Source organism: Sphingomonas azotifigens NBRC 15497 (genome assembly GCF_002091475.1).
Classification (GTDB): Bacteria; Pseudomonadota; Alphaproteobacteria; order Sphingomonadales; family Sphingomonadaceae; genus Sphingomonas; species Sphingomonas azotifigens.
Map to the genome: position 1 here is coordinate 140,294 of NZ_BCTR01000007.1, position 25,426 is coordinate 165,719.

The window sequence follows — 25,426 nt, forward strand, 5'->3', positions numbered from 1 at the left end:
GTCGGCAAGGGCAATCACGACATATGTAGATTTAAGAGTCAAGCGTGGGGGCGCGTGGGGTGCCGACGCGTGCGGTTGGGGATGCTCTAGCCGGGGAGGGCGCCGGCCGATGCGGCCCTGGACGGGCGGGTGTGCCAGCGCGCGACGGCGAGCAGCATCGCGCCTTCCACCGCCAGCGCCGGCATCTGGGCCAGCAGCGGCGAGAGGTCGAGCATCAGCAGGCTGGCGAGCAGCACCAGCGTGATCGTTGCCGCGCCGATCGCCGTGCCGAGTTTCAGCACGCTTGCCCAATCGCCTTCCAGCAGGTCCCAGGCCAGGCAGAGATGCGCCAGGCCGAGCACCATCCACAGGATCAGCAGCACCGGCACGGCACTGTTCTGCGACCAGACCAGATACGGATTGTCCCCGGGACCGAGCAGCGCGGCATGCGCGGCCAACCGGGCGAGGCCGAGCGCCTGGCGGAAATACAGCAGCGCCATCGGCACCAACAGGCTCAGCGCCATGGCATAGCCGGCAAGCGTCCGGCGCCCTTCGCCATGCTGCACCATCTGCGCCCCGGCGGTAAGCAGGCAGCCGATGGCGAAGCTGAGCGGCTTGCCGTCATCGCGTGCCACCTCGAACTCCGCCTGCATGGCCCGCGCCCATTCGCGGCGATCGGCGCCGAGACATTGTTGTGCCAGGGCCATCACCCCGCGTGCCAGGGCCGTCGTCACGCCAGTGCCGTGCGGGTGATGGGAAGCGGCGGGAGTGGGGCGGCCGTTTGCGCGAAGGCCACCCCGGCCGCGGTCAATCGATAGGCGTGGCGGGCCGGCCGACCGAGCTGCTCTGGCGGGTGCCATTCGGCCTCGACCAGCCCCTGATCGGTCATCCGCATCAGCAGCGGGTAGAGCGTGCCCGAAAGCAGGCCGGTTTCCTTCATCAGATCATAGCCATGCCGCCACTGTTGCGGGTGCACCGCCAGCGCCTCGAGCAGGCGCAGCATCTGCTTGGACGGTCGGCGATTGCGGCCCATGGCGCATCTCAACCTAGGTAGAGTTGGGAGTCAATCGCCGCATGGCGGCCGCGCCCCAACAAAAAAGCCGGGGTTCGCACCCCGGCTTTTCGTGTTCGTTGCGTGTGCGGCGGTAGCCCGCCTCACTTGACCCGTTCGACGTCCTCGAAGCCCAGCTCCAGCGGGGTCGCGCGGCCGAAGATCGAGATCGAGACCTTCACGCGGTTCTTGTCGTAATCCAGCTCTTCCACCACGCCCGAGAAGGTGGCGAAGTTGCCGCTGATGACCTTGACCGTGTCGCCGATGTCGAAATCGACCTTGAGCTTGGCCTTGGGCGCCGCGGTGGCCGCTTCTTCCTTGGTGTTGAGGATGCGCGCGGCTTCCGCCTCGCTGATCGGCTGCGGCTTGCCCGAGCTGCCGAGGAAGCCGGTCACCTTCGGCGTGTTCTTCACCAGGTGATACACGTCGTCGTTCATCTCGAGCTTGGCGAGCACATAGCCGGGGAAGAACTTCCGCTCGGACTGGATCTTCTTGCCGCGCCGCACTTCGGTGACCGTCTCGGTCGGCACTTCGACGGCCTCAACGAGGCGATCGAGGCCCAGGCGGGTGGCGTCGGCCAGGATCTGGTCGCGGACCTTGCCCTCGAAACCGGAATAGGCGTGGATGATGTACCAGCGCGACATGGTTGTTGGTCTTTCCTTACTGCGCGAGGCGGAGAAGTGCGTTGACGATCATATCGAAGATCGAATCGATGCCGAGGAAGAAGCTGCCGAGCAGCGTGGTCATGATCATCACCATCACGCCGGTCATGATCGTCTCGCGGCGGGTCGGCCAGGCGATCTTGCGGGTTTCGGTCTGGACCTGCTTCACGAATTCGACGGGGCTGGTCTTCGCCACTGGGGCTATCCTCGTGTGAAATTGGTGCTTCGGGCATGGGTCCGCTGCCCGGTCCTTCCCAGGAACCGGTGCAATCCACCCACGCTTTCGGCTAGGGGTCCGTATCTAGAGGATCGGGGGAAGTTGTGCAAGCGGGGTTGGGAAGGGGCGTTTGCGGCACGTGCGGGACGTGCGGCGTGCCCCCTCCACCACGCTGCTGGCGCAGCGCGGTCCCCCTCCCCCGGCTTCGCCGGGAGAGGAAACGCTATACGGCGATAGAAGAAAGCGTCTTTTCCCTCGGCGAAGCCGGGGGAGGGGGACCATTCGCGCCAGCGAATGGTGGAGGGGGCCTCCCGTGGGAAATGCGGCTCAGTGCTGCTTCAATCCCCGCACGCGGTGCCAGATATAGAACGCCACCAGCGCGACCAGCACCACGCCGATCAGCGCGTCGGCGCTGTGGAAGGCCGCCTTCATGCGCGGATCGCTGTCCCACTTCTCGCCGAGCGTCATGCCCACCCAGGCGAGGCCGAAGCACCAGGGCCAGCTGCCGAGAAAGGTGTAGACATGGAACGGCACCAGCTTCATCCGCGCGACGCCCGCCGGGAAGGCGATGAACGAGCGGATCACCGGCAGCAACCGCCCGATCAGCACTGCGATGCTGCCATAGCGGGCGAAGAAGCGGTCGGCCGCGTCGATCTCGCCGGGGCCGATCAGCAGATACTTGCCCCAGCGCAGCGCCGCCGGGCGACCGCCGCGCTTGCCGATCTCATAGGCGACGATCGAGCCGAGGTTGCAGCCGATCGCGCCCGCGGTCGCGGCGAGGTACAGGTCGAACCGGCCGGTCGAGACCAGATAGCCGGCGAACGGCATGATGATTTCCGAGGGCAACGGAATGCACGCGGATTCGATCGCCATCAGGATGGCGATGCCGAGATAGCCCCCGCTCGAGATGACCCAGATGGTGAAGGTGGCAAGAATGCCCAGAATCTTTTCGACCATGATTACTTGGTTGGGGCAGGCGGAAGCATTTGGGAAGCCGCTTTTTTGCGCGGTGCAGCGCAGTCGATCCGGCTTGGCGCGGGCGGGGGGCTCTGATAACCCGGAGTAAATCGCAACGGCGGAGAGGGTGCGCCCATGAACTATCGAACTTCGCGGCGGGCGTTCCTTGCCGGGACGGGCAGCGGCGCGGTGGCGATCGCCGGCGTCGGCATGCCGATGCCGGCGACGGCGCAGACGCTCCCGGCGATGGCCGCGCCGGCCAAGCTGCAGGCGTTCGACATGGCCGACGTGACGCTGGGCGAAGGGCCGTTCCTCCATGCCCAGCGCGCGACCGAGGCCTATCTGCTGCGGCTGGAGCCCGATCGGCTGCTCCACCAGTTCCGCGTCAATGCCGGGCTCGCCCCCAAGGCGGCCGCCTATGGCGGCTGGGAGTCGGACCCGATGTGGTCGGACATCCACTGCCAGGGCCATACCCTTGGCCATTATCTCTCAGCCTGCGCGCTCGCCTATCGCTCGACCGGCAAGGCGGCATATCGCGACCGCGTCGACTATATCGCGGCCGAGCTAGGCGCGTGCCAGGATGCGGCGAAGAGCGGCCTCGTCACCGCCTTCCCGGAAGGCGCGGCGCTGGTGGCGGCGCATCTGCGCGGCGAGAAAATCAGCGGCGTGCCCTGGTACACGCTGCACAAACTCTATGCCGGCCTGCGCGACGGCTGGGTGCTGGCCGACAGCGACACGGCGCGCACCGTGCTGCTGCGGCTCGCCGACTGGGGCGTGGTGGCGTGCCGGCCGCTGTCCGACGCCGCGTTCGAGGCGATGCTGGAGACCGAGCATGGCGGGATGAACGAGGTCTATGCCGATCTCTACTTCCTGACCGGCAATCCCGACTATCGCGTGCTGTCGCAGCGCTTCTCGCACAAGGCGTTGCTGGCGCCCCTGGCCAAGGCGCGCGACCATCTCGACGGGCTCCACGCCAATACCCAGGTCCCGAAGGTCGTCGGCTTCCAGCGGGTCTATGAGGCGACCGGCGACGCCGCCTATCATGACGCCGCGGCGTTCTTCTGGAAGACGGTGGCGGAGACCCGCTCGTTCGCGACCGGCGGACACGGCGACGGCGAGCATTTCTTCGCGATGGCCGAGTTCGAACGGCATGTCTTCTCGGCCAAGGGATCGGAGACCTGCTGCCAGCACAACATGCTGAAGCTGACCCGCGGGCTGTTCCTCCACGATCCGCGCGCCGACTATGCCGATTATTATGAGCGGACGCTGTTCAACGGCATCCTCGCCTCGCAGGACCCGGACAGCGGCATGGCGACCTATTTCCAGGGCGCGCGGCCCGGCTACATGAAGCTCTACCACACCCCCGAGCACAGCTTCTGGTGCTGCACCGGCACGGGGATGGAGAACCACGTCAAGTATCGGGATTCGATCTACTTTCACGACGATGCGACGCTGTACGTGAACCTGTTCCTGCCGTCGTCGGTACGCTGGCGCGACAAGGGCGCGGAGCTGGTCCAAGAGACGCGCTTCCCCGAAGAGCCGGGTACGCGGCTGCGCTGGCGGCTGGCCCGGCCGACCGAACTCACGCTGAGCCTGCGCCACCCGCGCTGGAGCCGCACCGCCGCCGTCCGCGTGAATGGCGCAATCGCGGCGCGCTCGGCCTCGCCGGGCAGCCGGATCGCGCTGACGCGCAACTGGCGCGACGGCGACACGGTGGAACTGCAGTTGGTGATGGAACCCGGCTTCGAGCGCGCGCCGGCGGCGCCGGACATCGTCGCGTTCACCTACGGCCCGCTGGTACTGGCGGGCGCGCTGGGCCGCCAGGGGCTGGCGCCGGGGGCGGATATCGTCGTCAACGAGCGCGAGTACGGCCGCTACAATGACACGCCGGTGCAGGTGCCGGTGCTGGCAGGCGACCCGAGCACGCTGGCCGCGACGATCCGGCCGGGCGCCAAGCCGCTGGAGTTCACGCTGGCGGCCGCGGACGGCAGCACGGTGCGGCTGATCCCCTATCACCGCATCGCGCACGAGCGTTACGCGACCTATTGGAAGCTGGGCCAGGCCTAAACCGCGCCCGCCGCGCGGAGAGAGGTGTACGCGGCGGGCGCGGCGTCGCAGTGTCGGGCGGCGGGGGCAGGGGGCAATACCGCCCGACCCCGCCCTTTTACACCAGCGCCCTGCGCCGCATCAGTATGCGAAGGTATCCTAACGCCCCCCAAAGGGTGAGGGCTCCCCAGCCCCCGGTGGGGCGGGGGCGCCCCGCCTCAATGTTCGCGGAACGAGGTCCAGAAGCTGCCGACCAGCGGCTCCAGCGCATAATCGAGCGCCGTGCGCCGGCGCAGCGGGATCAGCACCTGGGCGGGCATGCCGGCGCGCAGCTGGAAACCCTTGCCACGGACGGTCCGCAACAGGTCGATCTGGTCCGTCGGCACCGTCACCTCGCCGGTGAAGTAGCGCGCGCCGCTCTTCTCGTCGGCCAGCGCGTCGGCGGAGAGGCGGGTGAGCGTGCCCTTCAGGTTCGGCAGGTCGCGCTCGTGCAGGCCGGGGAACTTGACCAGCGCCTGCTGGCCCACCTGGAGATCGTCGGCATCGTCGACCGCCACCTGCACCTGGATGCGCAGCGGCGCCCGTTCCGGCACGATGTCCATCAGCTTCTGGCCCGGCGCGATCACCCCGCCGGGGGTGAACACGGTGAGGCCGATCACCGCACCGGTGGCGGGGGCGCGGATCTCGGTGCGCGCGAGCTGGTCGCGTGCCGCCGCCCATTTGGGCAGCACTTCGCCGAGACGGGTGTCGACGTCGCGCAGGTCGGCGGCGGTACGCTCGTGGAACGTACGTTCGGCTTCCAGCGCGGTCAGTTCGCTTTCGCGCGATGCCTCGTGCGTCTGGGCGACGCTGGCGGCATATTGGCCGCGCTGCCCCACAAGGTCGGCGCGCATCCGTTCCAGCTCGCGGACGCGGGTGCGCGAGACGAAGCCGCGTTCGGCAAGCGGGCGCAGCGCGTCGAGCTGCTCGTCGACGATCCGCAGCTGCTCCTCGGCGGAGACGACCTGGGTGCCGAAACCGCGCCCTTGCGCCGCCGACTGTGCCGCCCGCTGGCCGAGCGCGCCGCGCTGGGCGGTGAGCGTCGCGCGGCGGGCATCGAGCTCGCTCTGCTGGAGGCGCAGGGCGAGCTGGGCATCGCGCTGGTCGCTCGCCTGCAGCGAGGCGAATTCGGGCGGCGTGGCGACCCTGGCCTGGCCGAGCTGCTCGGCCTCCAGCCGGGCGCGCTGGGCGAGCAGACGGATCGCCTGCACCGAGAGCGCGCGTTCCTGCGCCAGCACATCGGCGGCGGCGAGGCGGATCAGCAGCTGGCCGCGCTCGACCCGCTGGCCCTCATGCACATAGAGCGCGCCGACGACGCCGCCGTCGCGGTGTTGGACGCTCTGTCGCTGGCCGGAGACTTCGAGCACGCCGGGCGCGGACGCAGCAGCATCGAGCCGTGCGAAGGCTGCCCAGCCGAGAAACAGCACGAAGAACAGTGCGGCGATGATCAGGCCGGTGCGGATGTCGCGCCGGGGGTCCCCAAGCCTTTCGGCGAGCGGCGTGTCGCCGGGGCCGGGCAGGAGAAGGGTGATGCTCATGCTGCCGATCCTCCCTGTGCGGCTGGGACCATCCGCCGGACATTGGGCGGGGCGATCTTGGCCAGCACCTCGTCGCGGGGGCCATAGAGTTCGACCCGGCCGTCGCGCAGCACCAGCATCTTGTCGACCACCGGCAGCACGCCGAGCTTGTGCGACACGACGAGGATCGTCTTGCCCGCGGCCTTGAGCCGGGCGATCGCGGCGTTGAGCGCGGCATCGCCCTCGGCATCGAGATGGGCGTTGGGCTCGTCGAGCACATAGAGCGCAGGGTCGCCGTACACGGCGCGGGCGAGCGCGATGCGCTGGCCCTGGCCGGCCGAGACGCCGCGGCCGCCCAGGCCCAGCCGGTAATCGAAGCCGCCGGGCAGCCGCAGGATCAGTTCGCGCGCGCCGACCAGATCGGCGGCGGCGACGGCGGCGGCATCGGCCTCGTCGGCGTCCGCGCCGAGCTCGCCGGCAAAGCGGGTGATATTTTCCTTGATCGTGCCTTCGAACAGCACCGAATCCTGCGGGAGATAGCCGATATGGCGGGCGAGCCGCTCGGCATCCCAGTCGGCGATTTCGGCGGCGTCGATCCGCACCGCGCCGCGATCGACCGGCAGCGCGCCGGTGATCGCCTTCATCAGCGTCGACTTGCCCGAACCCGAGGGGCCGACGATCGCGACGACTTCGCCGGGGGCGATCGCGAAGGTGACGCCGTTGAGCACCGCGCCGTCGCGTGCGGCGTTGAGGATGGTCACCCCCTCCAGCGCCAGCGCACCCTGCGGGGCAGGCAACTGGGTCGGGGCAGGGCGGGCGATGGCGGTGGCGAGCAGCGCGTCGAGGTCGCGATAGCCGCTACGTGCCTGGGCCAGCGTCTTCCAGCTGCCGATCAGCAGCTCGATCGGCGCGAGCGCGCGGGCGATCAGGAAGGACGAGGCGAAGATCGCCCCACCCGAAATCAGATTGTCCACCGCCAGCCAGGCGCCGAGCCCCAGCGCCAGCGATTGCAGCGCCAGGCGGATGAACTTGGTCGCGGTGAAATAGCCGCCGGCGTGGAAGCCGCTCTCGGTCTGCAGCGCCAGCATCGTCTCGCGCTTGCGCAGCTGGCGGGCGACGAGCGCGCGGCGCATGCCGAGCGCGCGGACGCTGTCGGCGGCGCCGAGCATCGCGTCCTGCGCGGCATAGGTCTGGCCGGCGACCTCCTGCGCGCGGTCGAGCCCGGCGCGGGTGGCGCGCTCGTTGCGCCAGGCGATGGCGGCCAGCGCGAGGCCGCCGGCGAGCGCCATCACGCCGATCAGCGGATGGACGAGGAAGCAGACGCCGACATAGATCGGCGTCCAGGGCGCGTCGAACACCGCGAGCATCGCCGGGCCGGTGAGCGCCGCACGCAGCGCGTCGAGCTCGCGCGCCGCCGAGCGGGCGACCGGCAGGTCGGGCCGGCCGATCGTCGCATCGAGCACGGCGGGGGCGAGCACGGCGTTGAGCACCACGCCAGCGCGGGTGAGCAGCCGCGCGCGAATCCGGTCGAGCAGCGCCAGGCAGCCCAGCGCGAACAGCAGGACGAGGGTGAGGAAGACGAGCGTCTGCACGCCGCGGGTGGGCACCACCCGGTCATAGACCTGCAGCATGTACAGCGTGGGCGCGATGTAGAGCAGGTTGACCAGCGCGCTGAAGCCGGCGGCGGCGATCCAGTGCCGCCGGCACGCCGCCACCGCTTCGCGCATCGGTGCGAAGGCGCGCGGTTGCGCCTCCGCCAAGAGGTTCGACATCGTCGCCCTTTCCGTTCTGCCCAGGCCGCCGCCCGGAAACGGTTCCAGGCGGCGATGGGGGTTTAGGCGAACAATGCGTGGTCGGCCACCAGCATGGTGTGCGACCATTCGCCGGGATGGTTTGCATCGGCATGCGCAGTGGCGTCGCTCGTCGCGAGCAGCGACGAGACGACCTGCGGCTTGGCGGTGCCGAAGTCGAACAGCGCCAGCTGCGGGTCGTGGTCGGTCGGGCGATCGCCGCCGAACTGCGAGTTGAGATGCACCGAGTCGTAGCTCGCCTTCGACAACAGCCCGCCGGTGACCAGGATATGGTCGAGCTGCTGGGCATTGCCGTCGAACAGATAGCTGTAGCGCTCTTCCGCCGGCAGCAGTGCGGTGGCGAGATCGGTCAGCTTGCCGCCCTTGGCCGGATCGGTCAGCTGGGTCTGCGCGTCCTCCCAGGCGAAGCCGTTCCAGTCGCCGAGCACGGCGATGTTGAGGCTGGGATTGTCGGCGAGGTGCGCGTTGACATAGGCCTTCACGCCCGCCGCCTGCGCGGTGCGCGACGCATCGCCGGCATCGGCCGGCGGCTGGGTGGCGCCCCACAGCGGATCGCTGCCGCCGCGCGAGGTGAGGTGGACGTCGATCGTGGTGATCTTCTGGCCGTTGAACTCGAACGTCGCGACCAGCGGCTTGCGGCTGTTGTTATAGGCATCGCCGGTGATCAGCTCGGCGCTCCCCTGGACGTAGGAAACGCGATCGAGATTGTAGAGATAGCCGTTGCGGATGTTGCCATTGGCTTCGCCGCCGGTGGAGTTGGCGGTATCCGGCGCGATCTCGAGATAGGCGTAATGGCCGCCGTTGAGCGCGGTGATCGCGTCGATCAGGCCCTGCGCGGTCTTCACGCCCGACAGGTCCGAGCCCTTGCCGGCGCCGTCGGCGTCCTGGATCTCCTGCAGCGCGATGATGTCCGGTGCGCGCAGATTGTAGACGATGTCCTTGGCCAGCACGTCGTACTTGTGGTCCGACGCGTCGAGATTCTCGACATTGTAGGTGGCGAGCGACAAATGGGTCGCGTCGCTCTTCAGTGCCGACACTTCCTTGGTGAGCGTCACGTCCTTGGTGACGGTCACCGCGTCGGTGACGATCACTTCGTACTTGGCGGCGGCATAGTTGACGACGCCGGTGACGCTGCTCAGCTGGTCGCCGATCGAGTAATTGGCCTTGAAGCCGGCATAGACCGTGCTGTCGCCCTGGAGCTGGATCTTCTCCGGGTTGAAATCGCCCTTCGAGATGGTGATCCCGCCGCGATCGTTGACGCCGGTGGCGCCCTGGCCCAGCGAGGCGACGACGTCGGTCTCGGCATAGGCATCGGTGGTGGTGTTGGAGACGACCAGCGGCTTGTCGATCGTCACCCGCATGCCTTCCAGCGATTCCCAGAAGTCGATGCCGTCGGTGGTCGGGTCGTAGCTCTTGAGACCGTCGTCGTCGATCACCTGGGTCGGCGGCATCAGCCCGCCCTTGCCGATCAGCACGGCGTCGGGCAGCGCATTGTCATAGCCGAGCAGCTCGATCGACGGGGCGGTCAGCTCGGTGACGGTGAGTCCACCGGTGCCGGCGCGATATTCGCTGACGGTGGCCTGCACCGCGACAGAATCGCCGACGAACACGTCGGGCGCGGTGCTGGTGAAGACGAACACCGCGTCGCTGGTGCGTGCATTGCCGTCGCCGAGATCCTGCAGATAGAAGCCATTGCTGTCGACCGCGGTGACGATGCCGCTGGTGAGCACCTTCTGGCCTTCATAGGGCGAGCGATGGCCCTCGCCCTGAATCTGGCCGATCAGCAGCGGCAGCACGTCGTCGTTGAGGATCGTGCCGGTCGCCTGGGCGCGATCGATGGTGGCGCCGCCGGTGGGATCGGACAGCTTGATCGTGAAGGTCTCGTTCGGCTCGGGCGCGTGATCGCCGAGGACGGGCAGCGAGATCTTGGCGGTCGTCTGGCCATCGGCGAAATGGACCTTGCCGGTGGTCGCGAAGCTGCCGAAGTCGCCAGCATCCGCGCCGCCATAGCCGCCCGGCAGGGTGACCGTGTAGGTCGCGTCGACCGCGCCGCTGGCGCCGCCGATCCGCGACACGGTGAAGTCGATCATGTGCGACCCGCTGTCGCCCTCGGTGGTCGAGGCATCGGCGATGCTGAGCGTGCCGGGCACCTTGACCGCACCCGTGCTGCTCACGCGGATGTCGTCCACGCCGACCCATTCGTCATTGCCGACCGCGTTGGTGGTGATCACGCGCACCTGCAGCGTCGCGGCGTTGTTCGCGTCCGACGGCAGGATTACGGTCACCGGGGTGGTCGGCATCGGATCGGTGGCGTTCGGACCGGCGGTGGCATCGGCGACATAGCCGTTCGGCACGTTCGACCAGGGGCTGGAATCGTTGAGGCGGTACTGCACCGCCACCTGCTGGACGGCGTTGTCGGCGGTCTCGAGGTCGCGCAGCAGGAACGACAGGGTGACGTCCTGCCGGCCGGTCGCATCGAGGTAGAAGGCGAGATACGGCGCGGTAGCAGTGCCCGATCCGGCCAGCGCCACCACCGGGTTGGTCAGCTGGAATTCGGTAACGCCGCCGGTGTTGAAGTTGGTCGGGCTGGTCTGGTCGACATTGACGTCGACGACCGTGCTGCTGCCGGTGATCGTGCGCGGATCGGTGCCGGTAGCGCTGGTCAGGCCGTCGCCGCGGAAGCCTACGATGCTGGGGACCCTGTCCCAATTGTCGTTGGTGCTCAGCAAGCTGGTGTTCGACCAGTCCTGAACCAGATCCCCTCCGGCCAGATTCCAATAGGTTGCGCTCACGCCATATTCCCCTGTTAGTGCGAAGCTTTGGATGCGCTCGGCGCGCGCCCGGCGGCCGATGCAGGTTGGTATTCACCATTTCGGCTAAGCACGTGATGTGACAGGGAAATGAAGTGGCCGTGCAAACGCGACGAGCCGCGCCGCGTGATGCGTTCATGTTCGTCTCATTTTGAAACGAATTTGCACGGTGCCGGGCGATCGATGCAGAGAAACCGTGAGGTTTCCGCCATTTCGGACTGTCGATGAAGCGCGCGCAAACCCGCAGAATCACACAGAAAACGTCGCCGGACTGCAACATAGCCATGCCAGTCGGGCGGCAACAGTCCATTTCAGGGGGATCGTTTACCATGAATCGTTACCTTGCGCTGCCGATCGCCATCGCTGCCTTTTGCGCGCCCCAGGCCCAGGCCAGCGTCGTGCTCGGCAAGCCGGTGACCACCACCGTCAATCCGACGGCGACCGCCACCGTGGTGCTCTCGTCGGTGCTCAATGCGGACACGATCGGCCAGACCTTCGTGCCGACCCAGTCCTACCTGACCAGCATGGCATTCCGCTTCGGCTCGACCACCCGCACCACCACCGGCACCGTGACGCTGGCGCTCTATGCGGGTGCGATCGCGCAGAACGCAGCGCTGCCGGCGAGCGCGCTGTTCTCGCAGCAATATGCCCTGACCGGGCTGCCCTTCCGCGGCGTCGGCGACTTCACCACGCTGTTCACCGGCCAGCTCGCGGTGACCGCGAACACCGCCTATACGGTGGTGCTGAGCGGCACGAGCAACGTCGCGCTCGCCTTCGATCATAGCGAGGGCTACAAGCCGGGCTATCTGCTCCAGACCAAGCTCAACGACCCGACCTGCCGCAGCACGCCGGGCGCGTGCGACGCCAGCTTCCGCTTCACCACCGCGACGCCGGTGCCGGAGCCGGCGAGCTGGGCGGTGATGCTCGGCGGCTTCGTGCTGGCGGGTGGCGCGATCCGCTATCGCCGTCGCCGCACGACGGTCGCGTTCGGCTGATCCTCTGTCGAGACGAAATGCAAGAGGCGCCGGGAAACCGGCGCCTCTTTTGTTTTTACGCGCCGTCAGCGCTTGCCGGTGGCGGGGTGCACCACCGGGCAGGCGCCTTGGTGCTAGGGATCGTCCGGCCTGCGGGCAAGGACAGCGGCGGTCCCGGCCAGTGCCAGCAGGACGACCACCACCGCGACCGCCCGTTTGCCGAAGGGGTTGCTGATCTTCATGCAAAGCGCCTCGGATGGGTGGCGCGGTGGCGGTGCGGGCGCAGGATCATTGCTGCATGCCCATCACCTGCTCCATCGGCATCATGTTGGCGTTGAGATTGTCCATGATCCAGATTGATCCAACGACGACGAGCAGCACGATGATGATGCCGAAGGCGAGGGCGAGGACGTTGTTGGTATTGTCCGGTGCGGTCGTGATGTGGAGGAAGAACACCAGATGGACGCCCATCTGTGCCACCGCCAGCACGCACAGCCCGATCGGGACCCCGGGGCGCCAGAGCGCCCCGGATTGTGCCGCCCAGAAGGACGTGGCGGTCAGCGCCAGCGCCAGCAACAGGCCGATGACATAGCCGACGCTGCCGGTGAGGAAGCTTTCCTGTTCTTCGCCCGGTGCCGCATCGATGGGGGTCGGGCGCGATGCATGTTCGGTCATAGGCTGGTTCCAAACAGATAGACGATGGTGAAGACGGCGACCCAGACGATGTCCAGGGCGTGCCAGAAGAGGCTGAAGCAGAGCAGCTTGCGCTGTACCTTCGGCTCGAACCCGCGGGTGGAGATCTGCGCGGCCAGCGACACCAGCCAGCCAAGGCCGGCGGCGACGTGGAGGCCGTGGCACCCGACCAGCGTGAAGAAGGCCGAGAGGAACGCCGATCGTGACGGACCCGCGCTTTGCGCGATCAAGCTGGCGAACTCGCGCAGCTCGATCGAGAGGAACGCGGCGCCAAGCACGCCGGTGAGCGCGAGCATCAGCTGGGTGGCCCCGACATTGCGCCGCTTGGCCGCGAGGAAGGCGAGGCCGCAGGTGAAGGTCGAGAAGAGCAGGCAGATCGTCTCGATGCCCACCGTCGTCCGGCTGAACAGCATCTTCGAGGTCGGCCCGCCATCGGTCGCATGCGCGAGCACCGCATAGGTGGCGAACAGCGCCGAGAACATCACGATGTCGGTGAGCAGGAACACCCAGAAGCCGAAGCCGGAGACGACATAGCGATCGGCCGGTCCGTTGTCGCGCACGCCGGGCGTGCCCTCGGGATCGCCGTCATGCCCCAGCTGGTGGGGATCGGTCACGGTTTCGGCGAGCGCGGCATGCGCCGCTTCCTGGCGTGCCGCCGGCACCTCGGCGAGCGCGCTGGCGCGAGCGGCGCGGCGTGCCTGATCAAGCCGGGCGACCTCGGCCGCCGGGATCTCGAACTCGTCCTCGCGGCGCCAGGCGAACTTCACCAGCGCGACGATCGTGGCCACGAGGCAGGCCGCCGCAAGCCACCAGATATGCCAGATCAGCGCGAAGCCGCCGATGCTGACGAAGAAGGCGTTGATCACCCCGATCGGCGTCTCGCGCGGCAGCTCGATGGCCTTGTACGCAGGCGCCTTGGCGAGGTGGAGCTGGGCGATCGCGCGCTGCTTGATCCCCCAATAGGCCTCCTCGCCGCGCACGTCGGGCAGCACCGCGAAGTTGAACGCGGGCGGCGGCGAGGTGGTCGACCATTCGAGCGAACGGCCGTCCCAGGGATCGCCGGTGACGTCGCGCAGCTTGTCGCGGTTGCGGATCGAGACGATCAGCTGGGTCGCCTGGCAGAGCACGCCGCACAGGATGAGCAGTGCGCCACCGGCCGCGACGATCTCATAGGGCTGCCAGCTCGAGTCGCTGTAATGCTGCATCCGGCGCGTCGCGCCCTGCAGGCCGATCACGTACATCGGCATCCAGGCGAGGTAGAAGCCGAAGAACCAGCACCAGAAGGCAGCCTTGCCCCACCCGTCGTGCAGACGGAAGCCGAACGCCTTGGGGAACCAGTAGCTATAGCCGGCGAACAGCCCGAACACGACGCCGCTGATGATGACGTGGTGGAAATGGGCGACGAGGAACTGCGAATTGTGGACGATGAAGTCGACCGGGGGCACCGCGAGGAGCACGCCGGTGAGGCCGCCGGTCACGAAGGTGATCATGAAGCCGAGCGTCCACAGCATCGGCACTTCGAAGCGGACGCGGCCGCCATACATGGTGAACAGCCAGTTGAACATCTTCACGCCGGTCGGCACCGCGATGATCATCGTGGCGATGCCGAAGAAGGCGTTGACGTCGGCGCCGGCACCCATGGTGAAGAAGTGGTGCAGCCACACCATGCACGACAGCACGCAGATCACCATCGATGCGCTGACCATCGAGCGATAGCCGAACAGCGGCTTGCTCGAGAAGGTGGAGACGACTTCCGAATAGATGCCATAGGCCGGCAGCGCCAGCGCATAGACCTCCGGATGGCCCCACATCCAGATCAGGTTGACGAACATCATGGCGCTGCCGCCACCGTCCGTGGTGAAGAAGTGGAAGCCGAGATAGCGGTCGAGCGTGAGCATCGCCAGGCAGGCGGTGAGGATCGGGAAGATCGCCAGCATCACCAGGTTCGAGGCGAGCGCCGTCCAGCAGAACACCGGCATGCGCGTGTAGCTCATGCCCGGCGCGCGCAGCTTGAGGATCGTCGTCACCAGGTTGACCGCGGACAGCATCGTGCCCACGCCGGCGATCTGCACCGACCAGAGATAATAGTCGACGCCGACCCCGGGCGAGAATTGCAGCTCGCTGAGCGGCGGGTAGCCGAGCCAGCCGGTCCGCGCGAACTCGCCGACGAACAGGCTGACGTTGATCAGCAGCGCGCCCGAAGCGGTCAGCCAGAAGCTCACCGAGTTCATCGTCGGGAAGGCGACGTCGCGCACGCCCAGCTGCAGCGGCAGGACGAAGTTCATCATGCCCACCACCAGCGGCATCGCCACGAAGAAGATCATGATCGTGCCGTGGGCGGAGAAGATCTGGTTGAAATGTTCAGGGGGCAGATAGCCCGTGTTGACGCCCGAGGCCATGGCCAGGTGGGTGCGCATCAGCAGCGCGTCGGAAAAGCCGCGCAGCAGCATGACCAGCCCGAGCAGCACGTACATGATGCCGATGCGCTTGTGATCGACCGAGGTGATCCAGTCGTGCCAAAGATAGCGCCAATGGCCCTTGGCGGTGATCCAGGCGAGTACCCCTCCGATCACCGCCAGCACGACCATCGAGGTGATCAGCGGCAGCGGTTCGTTGAACGGGATGGCACTCCAGGTGAGTTTGCCGAGCATCCGTCAATAGCCCTTGTTGCTGGCGCCGTGGTCGGCGGCCATGTGATGGGGAGCGACCGCGGCGGTCGCGATCGGCTTGCCGACGCTGATGCGGTCGAACAGCGTGGGGTCGACCGTGGCGTAGGTGATCGGGGCCACGGCCGCGCTGGGCTTGGCGAGCGCCGCATAGCCGCGCGCGTCGAGGGCCGGGCCGGCGGCCTTGGCGGCGGCGACCCAGTCGTCGAACGCCGAACGCGACACCGCGTCGTAGCGGAAATGCATGTCCGAGAAGCCGTCGCCGCTGAACTGCGCCGAGAGGCCGTCATAGCTGCCGGCACGATCCGCCATCAGGTTGAGCTGCGAGACCATGCCGCTCATCGTGTAGATCTGGCCGCCGAGCTGCGGCACGAAGAAGCTGTTCATCACCGTGGCGGAGGTGAGCCGCATGTGCACCGGCACGCCAACCGGCACGACGATGCGGTTGACGCTGGCGATGCCTTCCTTGGGATAGATGAACAGCCATTTCCAATCGAGCGACACCACCTCCACCTCGACCGCCTTTTGCGACGAGGCCAGCGGCCGGGCCGGATCGAGCTGATGGCAGGCGATCCAGGTGACCCCGCCCAAGAGCAGGATGATCATCGCCGGGATGGACCAGATGGTCAGTTCCACCTTGCCCGAATAGGCCCAGGTCGGGCGGTAGCGCGCCCTGGTGTTGCTGGCGCGGAACCACCAGGGAATGCAGATCGTGGCGATCATCACCGGCACGACCACGCACAGCATGATGCCGGTCGCGTTGAGCAGCAGCGTCTTCTCCGCGATGCCGACCGGCCCTTGGGGATCGAGCACGCCGCGCGAACAGCCGCCCAGCAGCATCGGCGTGCCGGCCAGCGCGGCGATCCGCCGCCGTGTCCGCACGCCAGGCCATAGCACCGCGCTCATGGGCGACCGCCCTGGGCGCGCCGCCTCGATCTCGTAAGCATGTGCTGCTTCACGTTTCACCTCGATTGGTTGATGGGGCCCGCCGCATCGGGTTGTTGCTCGCGCCGAAGGTGGCACGACGAATCCAGCGCGGTATTGAAGCCATTTCGCACGGCTGGTCTGGTGTTGCTCTGTTCGCCCGACGCCGACGGCGGTGCGCGCGCGGCATGGTCATGGCGCACGCTGCGCCGAGCGCCGGCGCCCCTTTTCGCGCGCGAACGCGGCGGGCGTGATGCCGAGCCGCTGCCGGAACCGACGGGTGAAGTGGCTCTGGTCGGCGAACCCCGACATCACCGCGATTTCGGCAAGCGGGGCATCGGTCTCGAGCAGCAGCGTTCGCGCGTGGCGAATGCGCCGGGATTCGACATAGGCGAGGGGGGTGGTGCCGGTGCTGCGCTTGAACAGCCGCGAGAAATGGCAGCGGCTGACGTTGATCAGCGCGGCCAGTTCCGCGAGCTCGATGCCGCGGTGGAGGTTGCTGTCGATATAGTCGGTGATCCGGTCGAGCTCGACCTGGCCGAGGCCGGCAGCGGACGCGCCGTCAGCCTCGGGCAGGGCGGCATAAAGGTGGAACAGGTCGGCAGCAATCGAGCGTTCGATCGCGGCCGAGAGCCGCCATGTCGACAGCGGGGCCTGGCGGTCGAGCTCGGCCAGCAGGCGTTCGACGAATCGCCGGACCAGTATCTCGCGGTCGGGCGGCGCGGCGCGGTTGCGGACCAGGCGCAACGGTTCGACGGCGACCCCGTCGCAAGGCATGAGCGTGTTCTCCGGATACCCCAATTGGGGTCCTTGATCCGGTATTTGGAATCGCGTGCGAAGTGACGGGGGGTGATGCCGAAGGGCCTAACGGGCGATAACGGCGGAGCCGCTGCCGAGCGCGCGCCGCTCTGCACATGTCGGAAGGATTGCCGCCGCCCGGCGCCGTCAAGGCCCGGCTTTTGGCCGGTTGGCCGCGCGGCGCGCGCTCCGGCGACGATACGCTGCTGTCAATAAATTATCATAATTGATAGTTATCAAAATCGAGTTGACATAATTAAAGACAATTTTCGCTACTTGGCGCCCAGGTCCCGCGGCGTCGCCGTCGTTCGTCACCGTCCCATGTTTCGCACAACAGGAGCCGTCTGATGTCGCCCATCCCTTCGGCGCGCGCGCAGCGATGCGCCGCCGCTTCGCTCGTTCTGCTAACCCTGCTCGCCAGCGCGAGCATGCCCGCGCTGGCCGCCGCGCCGCGCGATTCCGACGATCAGGACAAGGAAATCGTCGTCAACGGCACCAAGCTGGTGCCGGTCCGGGCCAATGACGCCCGCCAGACCACCACCATTTCCGCTGCCGACTTGCAGGCCTCGCCGAACACCAACGTCGTCGAGGCGCTGGCCCGCATCCCCGGCATTTCGGTGAGCGCCACCGAAGGGCTGTCGCCCTCCGAAGGCAATCACGGCGGTATCGACGGGGCCGCGCGCGGCACCAGCAACTTCGTGTCGATCCGCGGCCTTTCGGGATCGTACAACGTCAACCTGCTCAACGGCGTCAACGCCGCGCAGGGCATGCCCTATAGCCGCAACATCTCGCTCGGCCTGCTGCCGCCAATCGGGCTCAGGCAGATCGTCGTGTCGAAGACCTCGACGGCAGACATGGACGGCGATGCGGTGGGCGGCACGCTCGATTTCCAGACGCCGACCGCCCATGATTTCGGCAAGAGCCTCAACCGGATCTATCTGCAGGGCGGCTTTTCGCAGCTCGCGCAGGACTACCACGCGCCGGCGGCATCCTATCTCGGCCAGGCCGAGTTCGCCCGCCAGTTCGGCGCAGATCATGCCTTCGGCATCTATGCCACCGGCTATTACGGCAAGCGCCGCTTCGCCGCGACCCAGCTCGATTTCCAGGGCGGGCAATGGGGCTATGCGGTGTCGGTCGGCAAGCAGGGCACCAATCCCGACGGGTTCAACCGCGAGGACAATCTGATCCTCAAGAGTGCCAACGCCCAGTTCAGCCGCGGCGAGGAACGACGTTATGGCGGGGCGGTGTCGCTCGACTGGCATGGCGCTGCGACCAGCCTGTGGCTGAAGGCCACCCATGCCCGCTCCGACATCCAGCAGCAAATCTATCAGAAGGGCATCCAGGCGGGCAATTATCCCGCGCCGGTACTGCGCCCCGACGGCCTCTACCACAATGGCGAGAGCGACGGCGAATATCACTATTGGTTCGAAACCGCGCCGGCCAATTCGCAGCTGTCCTCGGTGCAACTGGGCGGGGAGACGCAGCTCGGCCGGCTCGTGCTGCGCTCGAACAGCTTCTACAGCTACGGCCTCAGCGCTGCGCCCGACCATGCCGAGATCACCTATCTCGCCGGCACCGCCAACGATCTCAACGGGCCGTTCCAGGTTAGCTATCGCAACCATTATCCGATCCCGCTGCTCAGCGCGGCGCAACTCGGGCGGCTGAATGACAACAGCCTGTTCGCCTATCAGGTGGGCAGCGGCGAATATACCGCCGCCACCTCCTCGGCGAAGGTCTATGGCTCGAAAGTCGATGCGGTCTATGCGCTGGACGGGCTGGTCCGGGAAATCGCGATCGGTGCGAAGTTCAGCCGCAGCGAGCGGAGCAGCGACAATGTCGACTATTCGAACATCGATTTCGTGCCGCTCACATCGACGCTCTCCAACAGCACGCTGTTCACCGGCCAGGTGATCGCCGACAAGACCTATTACCCCTATACGCTGCCCACCGGCAACGCGGCGGAGTTGACGCGGCTGGCGGCGGCGGCTGCGGCGGCGGTGACGCTGTCGCCCGATTCCCGCTACAAGAACGTGCTGGCGGGCAACGAGAATGTCGCGGCGGGCTATGCGCTGGCGCGGATGCAATGGGGGGCGCTGGAGATCCAGCCGGGCCTTCGCTACGAGAACACCGTCATCCACAACCGCTTCTGGTCGAAGGCGAGCAGCGCGGGCCAAGTGTCCGGCTTCCAGACCAACCGCAGTGCCAACCACATCTTGCTGCCGTCGCTGCACCTGGTGCTGCGCAGCGCCGGTGCCGGCGTGTTCCGCGCGGCGATCTGGCGCAGCTATTCGCGCCCGGCCTTTTTCCAGCTCGGCGGCGGCCGCACGGTGAAGCGCAACACCGACGGCACCTTCTCGGTCACCGAAGGCAATCCCAATCTCCGACCGATGACCTCGACCAATTACGACCTGTCCTGGGAGCAGTCGGGCCGCGTGTATCGCGTGTCGGCCGCGGCCTTTTACAAGGACATGAACGATTACATGTACGATCGGGGCACGGATTACCGCAGCACGCCGGCTACGGTCACCAACGATACCACGGTGAGCAAGCCCACCAATGGCGGCCATGCCCATGTCTATGGCCTGGAACTCGACGGCGAGTTCCGCTTCCGCGACCTGCCGGGGGCGCTGTCGGGACTGGGCGTCGCGGGCAATGTGACGCTGCAGCGCTCGGCGGCGCGGCTGCTCGATCCGACGACCGATGCGGTGCAGCCGATGGCGGGCGTGCCGCAGACGCTCTACAATGCTTCGATCTTCTTCAACCCCGCCCGCTTCGAGACGCGGCTTTCCTATCATTTCAACGGCCGCCTGCTGAGCAAGTACAAGTTCGGTACCACCGGCGGTGCGCTGATGAGCGAATGGACGCAGGCGACCAGTTCGCTCGACCTTTCCGCCGCCTATGTGCCCATGCCGTCGCTGCGGCTGGTGGCGACGGTGAGCAACCTGCTGGACAATGTCAGCTTCTACCGCACCGTCGGCAAGGATGCCGAGACCGTGCCGCAGATCGTCCGCGCCGGCCGCCAGGCCGGGCTGTCGCTGACCTACAGCTTCTGAGCGGCTAGGTTGCCGCACGTTTGAAACCGCCTAAGAGGGTCCATCATCAGTTTTGATTATGGACCCTCGATGGCTGGACCCGATTCCTCCTCCGACCGCGCTCCCCGTCGCCGCGAAGGGAGCGGTCTCTCGATCGGCGCGCTGCGCGCCTTTGTCGGCGTGGTCGATCATGGCTCCTTCTCGCGCGCGGCGGCGGCGATGGGCGTGTCGCAGCCCAACATCTCCAACCAGATCAACGCGCTGGAACAGGCTTGCGGCGCCCGGCTGCTCCATCGGCGGTCGCAGGACCAGAGCCTCACCGATGTCGGCCGCGAACTCTATACCCGGGCGCGGCTGGTGATCAGCCGGATGGACGATTTCGAAGCCACCGCCCGGCTGTTCGGCGGCATCAAGCGCGGCCGGCTGGTGATCGGCTTTTCCACCCCGCCGATCGCGATGCCGCTGATCGCCGACTATCGCCGCACCTATCCCGACATCGAGATTGGCTCGCGGCTGGGCAACACCCAGTCGCTGATCCGCGATGTCATCGAATGCCGTATCGACGTGGCGATCGCCTCGCTGCTCGAGCCCGATCCCGGCCTCGCCTGCCATTTGCTGCGCGAGCAGGGGCTCAATCTGCTGGTGCCGGTGGAGCATCCCTTCGCCCAGCGCGACGCGATCGACGCGCGCGATCTTCCGGGGCTGGCGCTGATCCTGCGCGAGGAGGGGTCGGTCACCCGCGCGCTGACCGAACTCGCGCTTGCCTGGAGCGGCGCCACGGCGAATCCGGCCTTCGTCGCCGGAAGCCGCGAGGCGGTGAAGGAGGCGACGGCGTGCGGCATGGGCTTTGGCTGCGTCCTGGACGGCGAAACCGGCAGGGACGCGCGGCTGAAGGCGCTGCCGATCCGCGGGTTCCAGCGCCGGGCGGGCGTCTATGTCGTGTCGTTGCGCGAAAGTGCCGAAATTCCAGCTCTGGGGGCGTTTCTCGGGCTTGCCGGGAGTGCAGGGGTTCTATAATAAATTCACATCGATAAGGAATGTGGATTTCTAATAATTATGTATTCATCTCCGGAGGCGCTGCGGGCGGAAATCTGCAGCCTGTATCTCGGCAATGGCGCGCGCGCCTATGGCCTGTACGAACTGACCCAGCTGGCGCACGCGCTGCAATCCGCCGCCCATGCCGAGGCGCAGGGGCTGCCCTCGGCAATGGTGATCGCCTGCATGCTGCACGATGTCGGCCATATGGTGCATGAACTGGGCGAGGCGCCCGCCAGGGCCGGGGTCGACGATCGCCACGAGGAACTGGGTGCGGACTGGGTTGCGGCGCGTTTTCCGGCGCCGGTGAGCGCGCCGATCCGCCTGCACGTCGCGGCCAAGCGCTATCTGTGCAGCGCGGAGCCGGGCTATCTCGCCACGCTGTCGCGGGATTCGCTGCTGTCGCTGGTGCTTCAGGGCGGGCTGATGTCGGTGGAAGAGCAGGCTGCCTTCCGGGCCGACCCGCATGCCGAGGCCGCGTTGGCGCTCCGGCGGATCGACGAACTCGCCAAGGACAAGCATGCCCAGCCAGACCCGATCGAGGCCTTTCTCGATCGCCATCTGGTGCCCGCGCTGGCGGTGCCGGTTGCCGCCTGACCGCGCACCGTCACGGCATAATCATATTCTATGATTATGTACTGCGTGCGTTCATAACTGAATTATTGATCGGACATTTGCATGTCGGCGTTACGCGGGGGCGTGCGCCCACTTCCTGCGCATGCCAATCGATGGGGAGATCGTCATGTCGTCGCCGATCACGCGGACGCTCAGCCAGGCCGGGCCGGCGGCTATCGCCGCCTATGCGCTGGTGACCAGCTTCACGACCTATTTCTGCATGTACGCGTTCCGCAAGCCGTTCGCGGTGGCGAGCTATGCGGGGGTGCCCGGCTGGTTTCCGGCGCTGGACTTCAAGGTCACGATCGTGATCGCCCAGGTGCTCGGCTATGCCCTGTCCAAGGCGATTGGCATCAAGCTGATCAGCGAGGCACGCGCCGGGGATCGCGCGCGGATGATCCTCGCCTGCATTGCCGTGTCCGAAGCGGGGCTGGTGCTGTTCGCGGTGCTGCCCGCGCCGCTCAAGGTGGTGGCGATCTTCCTCAGCGCGCTGCCGCTCGGCATGATCTGGGGGCTGGTGTTCGGCTATCTGGAGGGGCGGCGCAGTTCGGAATGGCTCGGCACCGGGCTGTGCCTCAGCTTCATCGTCTCGTCCGGGGTGGTGAAGTCGGTCGGCCGCGCGCTGATCGACGACGGCCATGTGGCCGAGTTCTGGATGCCGGCGGCGACCGGCGCGCTGTTCCTGCCGCTGCTGATGCTGTCGGTGTGGTTGCTCGCGCAGACGCCGCCGCCCGATGCGCGCGACCGCGCCGAGCGGATGCCGCGCGGGCCGATGCCCGCCGCCGAACGCCGCGCCTTCTGGGCGCGCGCGGGCATCGGGCTCGCGCTGCTGATCGTCGCCTATGTGGCGCTCACCGCGCTGCGCGATTTTCGCGACAATTTCGCGGTCGAGCTGTGGCACGGGCTGGGATATGACGGCAATCCGGCGCTGTTCACCCTCTCCGAACTGCCGGTGGCGGCGTTCATCCTGCTGCTGTTCGGCGTGACTGCCTGGATCCGCAGCAACCAGGCGGCGGTGATCGCCTATCTCTGCATGATCCTGGCCGGCGCGCTGCTGGTCGCCGCCGCTACCCTTGCTTGGCAGCTCCACTGGATCGGCGCGATGCCGTGGATGATCGGCGTGGGGGCGGGGGTCTATATGGGCTATATCCCGTTCAACGCCGTGCTCGCCGACCGGCTGACCGCGGCGATGGGCATTCCCGGCAACGCCGCCTTCTTCATGTATCTCACCGATGCCTCGGGCTATGGCGGCAGCGTCGCCCTGCTGCTGGTCAAGAGCCTGGGGGTGACGCTGAGCTGGCTGAGCTTCTTCGTCGCCGCCTGCTATCTGGTCGCGCTGACGGTGGGCGTCACGACGCTGCTGGCGCTGCTCCACTTCCATTTCGACACGTTCCGCCGCCGCGATCCCGTGCGCGGCGCGTCTCCCGCCTTTGCCTGAAGGGGCCTGCCATGTCGTTCGATCGCCGCGCCTTTCTCAAGACCGCCGCGGGCGGGCTCAGCGCTGCCACGCTCGCCACGCTGGGCCGCGCGCTCGCCACGCCGGCGAACCACCGCACCGGCACGATCCGCGATGTCGAGCATGTCGTGATCCTGACGCAGGAGAATCGCGCGTTCGACCATTATTTCGGCACGCTGCCCGGCGTGCGCGGCTTTGGCGATCCGCGGCCGTTGCGGCTGTTCAACGGGCATAGCGTATGGCGCCAGCCGAGCGACCAGCATCCGGACGGCTTCGTCCAGCCCTTCCACGCCGATTCCCGGACCGCCAATGCCTATGTCGTCGACGGCGCCGACCAGCACCACACCGCGGCCACGCTGCTGGTGAATGGCGGGCGCTACGATCACTGGGGCGAATCGCGGCAGATGGAGCGGCGGATGGCCTATTACACCGCCGCCGACCTGCCCTTTTACCATGCGCTGGCGGCCAGCTTCACCGTGCTCGATGCCTATCACTGCTCGACGCTGACCCAGACCTATCCCAACCGGATGCACATGATGACCGGCTGCAATGGCGGCGGCATGGTCGGCGGCGATCCGGTGATGTCCAACTATGGCCATGACGAGACACCCTGGGCGGACATGGCGGCGGACCAGCCGATCACGCCCTACAACTGGACGACCTATCCCGAGCGGCTGGAGCGCGCCGGGATCAGCTGGAAAGTCTACCAGGAATACGACAATTATTGCGACAACATCCTGGCGGTGTTCGCGCCGTACCGGCCGTGCGCCAAGGACTCGAGCCTCTATCGCCGGGCACGCGCCTGGGTGTCGGAAGATCGGCCCGAGCCGGATCGCAGCCGTTCGGACGGCAAGCAACTGGTCGAGGCGTTCCGCCGCGACATCGCCAGCGGACAATTGCCGCAGATCTCGTGGATCGTCACCGCGCAGGCGCTGTCCGAACACCCCGAAGGTGTTCCGGCCGAGGGCGAGCATCTCACGGCGGCGCTGATCGCCGCGCTGGTCGATCATCCCGAGGTCTTCTCGAAGACCGTGTTCCTGATCAACTATGACGAGGCAGGCGGCTTTTACGACCATATGCTGCCGCCGATGCCGCCGATGCCGCCGGCCGATCCCGGTCGCGGCCATAGCGGGGTGAGTGTTGCCGGCGAGTTCAAGGACTATCGCGACCACCCGCACCCGATGGTGCGCGGCATCCAGCCGATCGGCATGGGCATTCGCGTGCCCGCGATCATCGTCTCGCCCTGGACGCGCGGCGGCTATGTCTGCTCGCAACTGTTCGACCATACGTCGACGCTGATGTTCCTGGAGAAGCGGTTCGGCGTGCGCGAGCCGAACATCTCACCCTGGCGGCGGGCGGTGGCGGGCGATCTGACCGCGTGCTTCGATTTCCGGACGCCCAACGCCGAAACCCATACGCTGGGCCTGCCCGACACCGCCGACTATCTGCAGCGCGTCGCCCATGCTGCACGCCAGCCCAGCCTGCGCATCCCCGACGTGCAGGTGCCGGCGGTGCAGGATCCGGCGCGGCGCCCGGCGCGGGCCTTGCCCTATCGCCTCACCGCCGATGCCGCCATCGTCGGCGGCCGCTTTCAGCTGACGCTCGGCAACCAGGGCAGCGTCGGCGCGGTGTTCACCGTGCATGATTATGCGAGTTATGCCCCCTCGGCGCCCCGGCACCACACGCTGGTGCCGGGCGAGCGCCACGTCGCCGACCTGTTCGCGATGGAGGATGTCCACGACTATGATCTGGTCGTGCACGGCCCGAACGGCTTCTATCGCCGGTTCCGCGGCCACCGCGAACAGACCGGGCGCCTCGCCGTGACGGTGGCAGCGGGCGAGGGCGGCGTGCTGATCGTGCAGCTCCGCAACGACGATACAAAGCCGCTGGAGGCGCGGCTGGAGGGCGATGCGGCCTATCCGTTTCAGTTCGTCGAAGGCCGCAGCGTCGTCCCGCTTGCACCCGGCGGCGAAGCGCGGCTGGTGCTCGACCTCTCCGCGAGCGACCATTGGTACGCGTTCCGGCTGTCGCACGATGGCGATGCGCGATGGCGCGCGCGCGTCGCCGGCCATGTCGAAACCGGGCGCCCGAGCCGGACCGATCCGGGGATCGGGACGATGGTCTTGACGGTGTAGCGCGGCTCA

Annotated in this window: 19 protein-coding genes; 7 read left to right on the forward strand and 12 right to left on the reverse strand. The window is 67.4% G+C overall.

Annotated elements, in window-relative coordinates; all coding sequences use genetic code 11:
- Nucleotides 1–86: 86 nt before the first annotated feature.
- The 5 genes from SAZ01S_RS04055 to SAZ01S_RS04075 all read right to left on the reverse strand — a co-directional run bounded on the left by SAZ01S_RS04055 (nucleotide 87) and on the right by SAZ01S_RS04075 (nucleotide 2,866).
- Nucleotides 87–713, reverse strand: coding sequence for a hypothetical protein (locus SAZ01S_RS04055; RefSeq protein WP_084580307.1), 627 nt, complete (start codon nucleotides 711–713; stop codon nucleotides 87–89).
- Nucleotides 710–1,012 carry a PadR family transcriptional regulator gene (locus SAZ01S_RS04060; RefSeq protein WP_167693063.1) on the reverse strand — a complete coding sequence of 101 codons (303 nt, stop codon included), beginning with the start codon at nucleotides 1,010–1,012 and terminating at the stop codon, nucleotides 710–712. Before SAZ01S_RS04060 ends, SAZ01S_RS04055 begins: the two co-directional genes overlap by 4 nt.
- Before the next feature lie 122 nt (nucleotides 1,013–1,134).
- Nucleotides 1,135–1,674 (reverse strand): transcription termination/antitermination protein NusG, encoded by a 540-nt coding sequence (nusG, locus tag SAZ01S_RS04065; RefSeq protein ID WP_010542827.1) that lies wholly within the window; start codon nucleotides 1,672–1,674, stop codon nucleotides 1,135–1,137.
- Nucleotides 1,675–1,690: 16 nt separating this feature from the next.
- A complete protein-coding gene (gene secE / locus SAZ01S_RS04070) occupies nucleotides 1,691–1,888 on the reverse strand; it encodes a preprotein translocase subunit SecE (protein WP_084580309.1) in 198 nt (65 codons plus the stop codon).
- 348 nt (nucleotides 1,889–2,236) lie between these two features.
- Complete coding sequence (locus tag SAZ01S_RS04075) at nucleotides 2,237–2,866, reverse strand: DedA family protein (protein WP_084580311.1); 630 nt, start codon at nucleotides 2,864–2,866, stop codon at nucleotides 2,237–2,239.
- A 135-nt stretch (nucleotides 2,867–3,001) separates the two neighbouring features.
- On the opposite strand from SAZ01S_RS04075, the gene SAZ01S_RS04080 reads away from it, so the two are divergent.
- Complete coding sequence (locus SAZ01S_RS04080; RefSeq protein WP_084580313.1) at nucleotides 3,002–4,933, forward strand: glycoside hydrolase family 127 protein; 1,932 nt, start codon at nucleotides 3,002–3,004, stop codon at nucleotides 4,931–4,933.
- 197 nt (nucleotides 4,934–5,130) lie between these two features.
- Here the strand turns inward: SAZ01S_RS04080 and SAZ01S_RS04085 are convergent, their stop codons facing one another.
- The 3 genes from SAZ01S_RS04085 to SAZ01S_RS04095 form a co-directional block, all read right to left on the reverse strand.
- Complete coding sequence (locus tag SAZ01S_RS04085; RefSeq protein ID WP_084580315.1) at nucleotides 5,131–6,489, reverse strand: HlyD family type I secretion periplasmic adaptor subunit; 1,359 nt, start codon at nucleotides 6,487–6,489, stop codon at nucleotides 5,131–5,133.
- Complete coding sequence (locus tag SAZ01S_RS04090; RefSeq protein WP_084580317.1) at nucleotides 6,486–8,240, reverse strand: type I secretion system permease/ATPase; 1,755 nt, start codon at nucleotides 8,238–8,240, stop codon at nucleotides 6,486–6,488. The genes SAZ01S_RS04085 and SAZ01S_RS04090 overlap by 4 nt, the downstream gene beginning before the upstream one ends.
- Before the next feature lie 62 nt (nucleotides 8,241–8,302).
- On the reverse strand, nucleotides 8,303–11,071 hold the full coding sequence (locus tag SAZ01S_RS04095) for a DUF8508 domain-containing protein (RefSeq protein ID WP_084580319.1): 2,769 nt from the start codon (nucleotides 11,069–11,071) through the stop codon (nucleotides 8,303–8,305).
- A gap of 347 nt (nucleotides 11,072–11,418) precedes the next feature.
- Between SAZ01S_RS04095 and SAZ01S_RS04100 the strand changes: the two genes are divergently transcribed.
- Nucleotides 11,419–12,084, forward strand: coding sequence for a PEPxxWA-CTERM sorting domain-containing protein (locus SAZ01S_RS04100; protein WP_084580321.1), 666 nt, complete (start codon nucleotides 11,419–11,421; stop codon nucleotides 12,082–12,084).
- A 267-nt stretch (nucleotides 12,085–12,351) separates the two neighbouring features.
- On the opposite strand, the gene cyoD is transcribed toward SAZ01S_RS04100, so the two are convergent.
- The 4 genes from cyoD to SAZ01S_RS04120 all read right to left on the reverse strand — a co-directional run bounded on the left by cyoD (nucleotide 12,352) and on the right by SAZ01S_RS04120 (nucleotide 17,123).
- Entirely contained in the window at nucleotides 12,352–12,738 is a 387-nt protein-coding gene (cyoD, locus tag SAZ01S_RS04105) for a cytochrome o ubiquinol oxidase subunit IV (protein ID WP_084580323.1), read from the reverse strand.
- On the reverse strand, nucleotides 12,735–15,407 hold the full coding sequence (cyoB, locus tag SAZ01S_RS04110; RefSeq protein ID WP_084580325.1) for a cytochrome o ubiquinol oxidase subunit I: 2,673 nt from the start codon (nucleotides 15,405–15,407) through the stop codon (nucleotides 12,735–12,737). Before cyoB ends, cyoD begins: the two co-directional genes overlap by 4 nt.
- Before the next feature lie 3 nt (nucleotides 15,408–15,410).
- Complete coding sequence (gene cyoA / locus SAZ01S_RS04115) at nucleotides 15,411–16,328, reverse strand: ubiquinol oxidase subunit II (RefSeq protein WP_245824591.1); 918 nt, start codon at nucleotides 16,326–16,328, stop codon at nucleotides 15,411–15,413.
- 210 nt (nucleotides 16,329–16,538) lie between these two features.
- A complete protein-coding gene (locus tag SAZ01S_RS04120) occupies nucleotides 16,539–17,123 on the reverse strand; it encodes a helix-turn-helix domain-containing protein (RefSeq protein ID WP_084580409.1) in 585 nt (194 codons plus the stop codon).
- A 368-nt stretch (nucleotides 17,124–17,491) separates the two neighbouring features.
- On the opposite strand from SAZ01S_RS04120, the gene SAZ01S_RS04125 reads away from it, so the two are divergent.
- The 5 genes from SAZ01S_RS04125 (at nucleotide 17,492) to SAZ01S_RS04145 (ending at nucleotide 25,417) form a co-directional block, all read left to right on the forward strand.
- Nucleotides 17,492–20,197, forward strand: a complete 2,706-nt coding sequence (locus SAZ01S_RS04125; protein ID WP_084580327.1) for a TonB-dependent receptor — start codon at nucleotides 17,492–17,494, stop codon at nucleotides 20,195–20,197.
- Nucleotides 20,198–20,266: 69 nt separating this feature from the next.
- Nucleotides 20,267–21,193 carry a LysR family transcriptional regulator gene (locus tag SAZ01S_RS04130; RefSeq protein ID WP_084580329.1) on the forward strand — a complete coding sequence of 309 codons (927 nt, stop codon included), beginning with the start codon at nucleotides 20,267–20,269 and terminating at the stop codon, nucleotides 21,191–21,193.
- Nucleotides 21,194–21,232: 39 nt separating this feature from the next.
- Nucleotides 21,233–21,808, forward strand: a complete 576-nt coding sequence (locus tag SAZ01S_RS04135; RefSeq protein ID WP_084580331.1) for an HD domain-containing protein — start codon at nucleotides 21,233–21,235, stop codon at nucleotides 21,806–21,808.
- Between the two features lie 145 nt (nucleotides 21,809–21,953).
- Nucleotides 21,954–23,264 (forward strand): DUF5690 family protein, encoded by a 1,311-nt coding sequence (locus tag SAZ01S_RS04140; protein ID WP_084580411.1) that lies wholly within the window; start codon nucleotides 21,954–21,956, stop codon nucleotides 23,262–23,264.
- A gap of 11 nt (nucleotides 23,265–23,275) precedes the next feature.
- Complete coding sequence (locus SAZ01S_RS04145; RefSeq protein WP_084580333.1) at nucleotides 23,276–25,417, forward strand: phosphocholine-specific phospholipase C; 2,142 nt, start codon at nucleotides 23,276–23,278, stop codon at nucleotides 25,415–25,417.
- The last annotated feature ends 9 nt before the right edge of the window (nucleotides 25,418–25,426 follow it).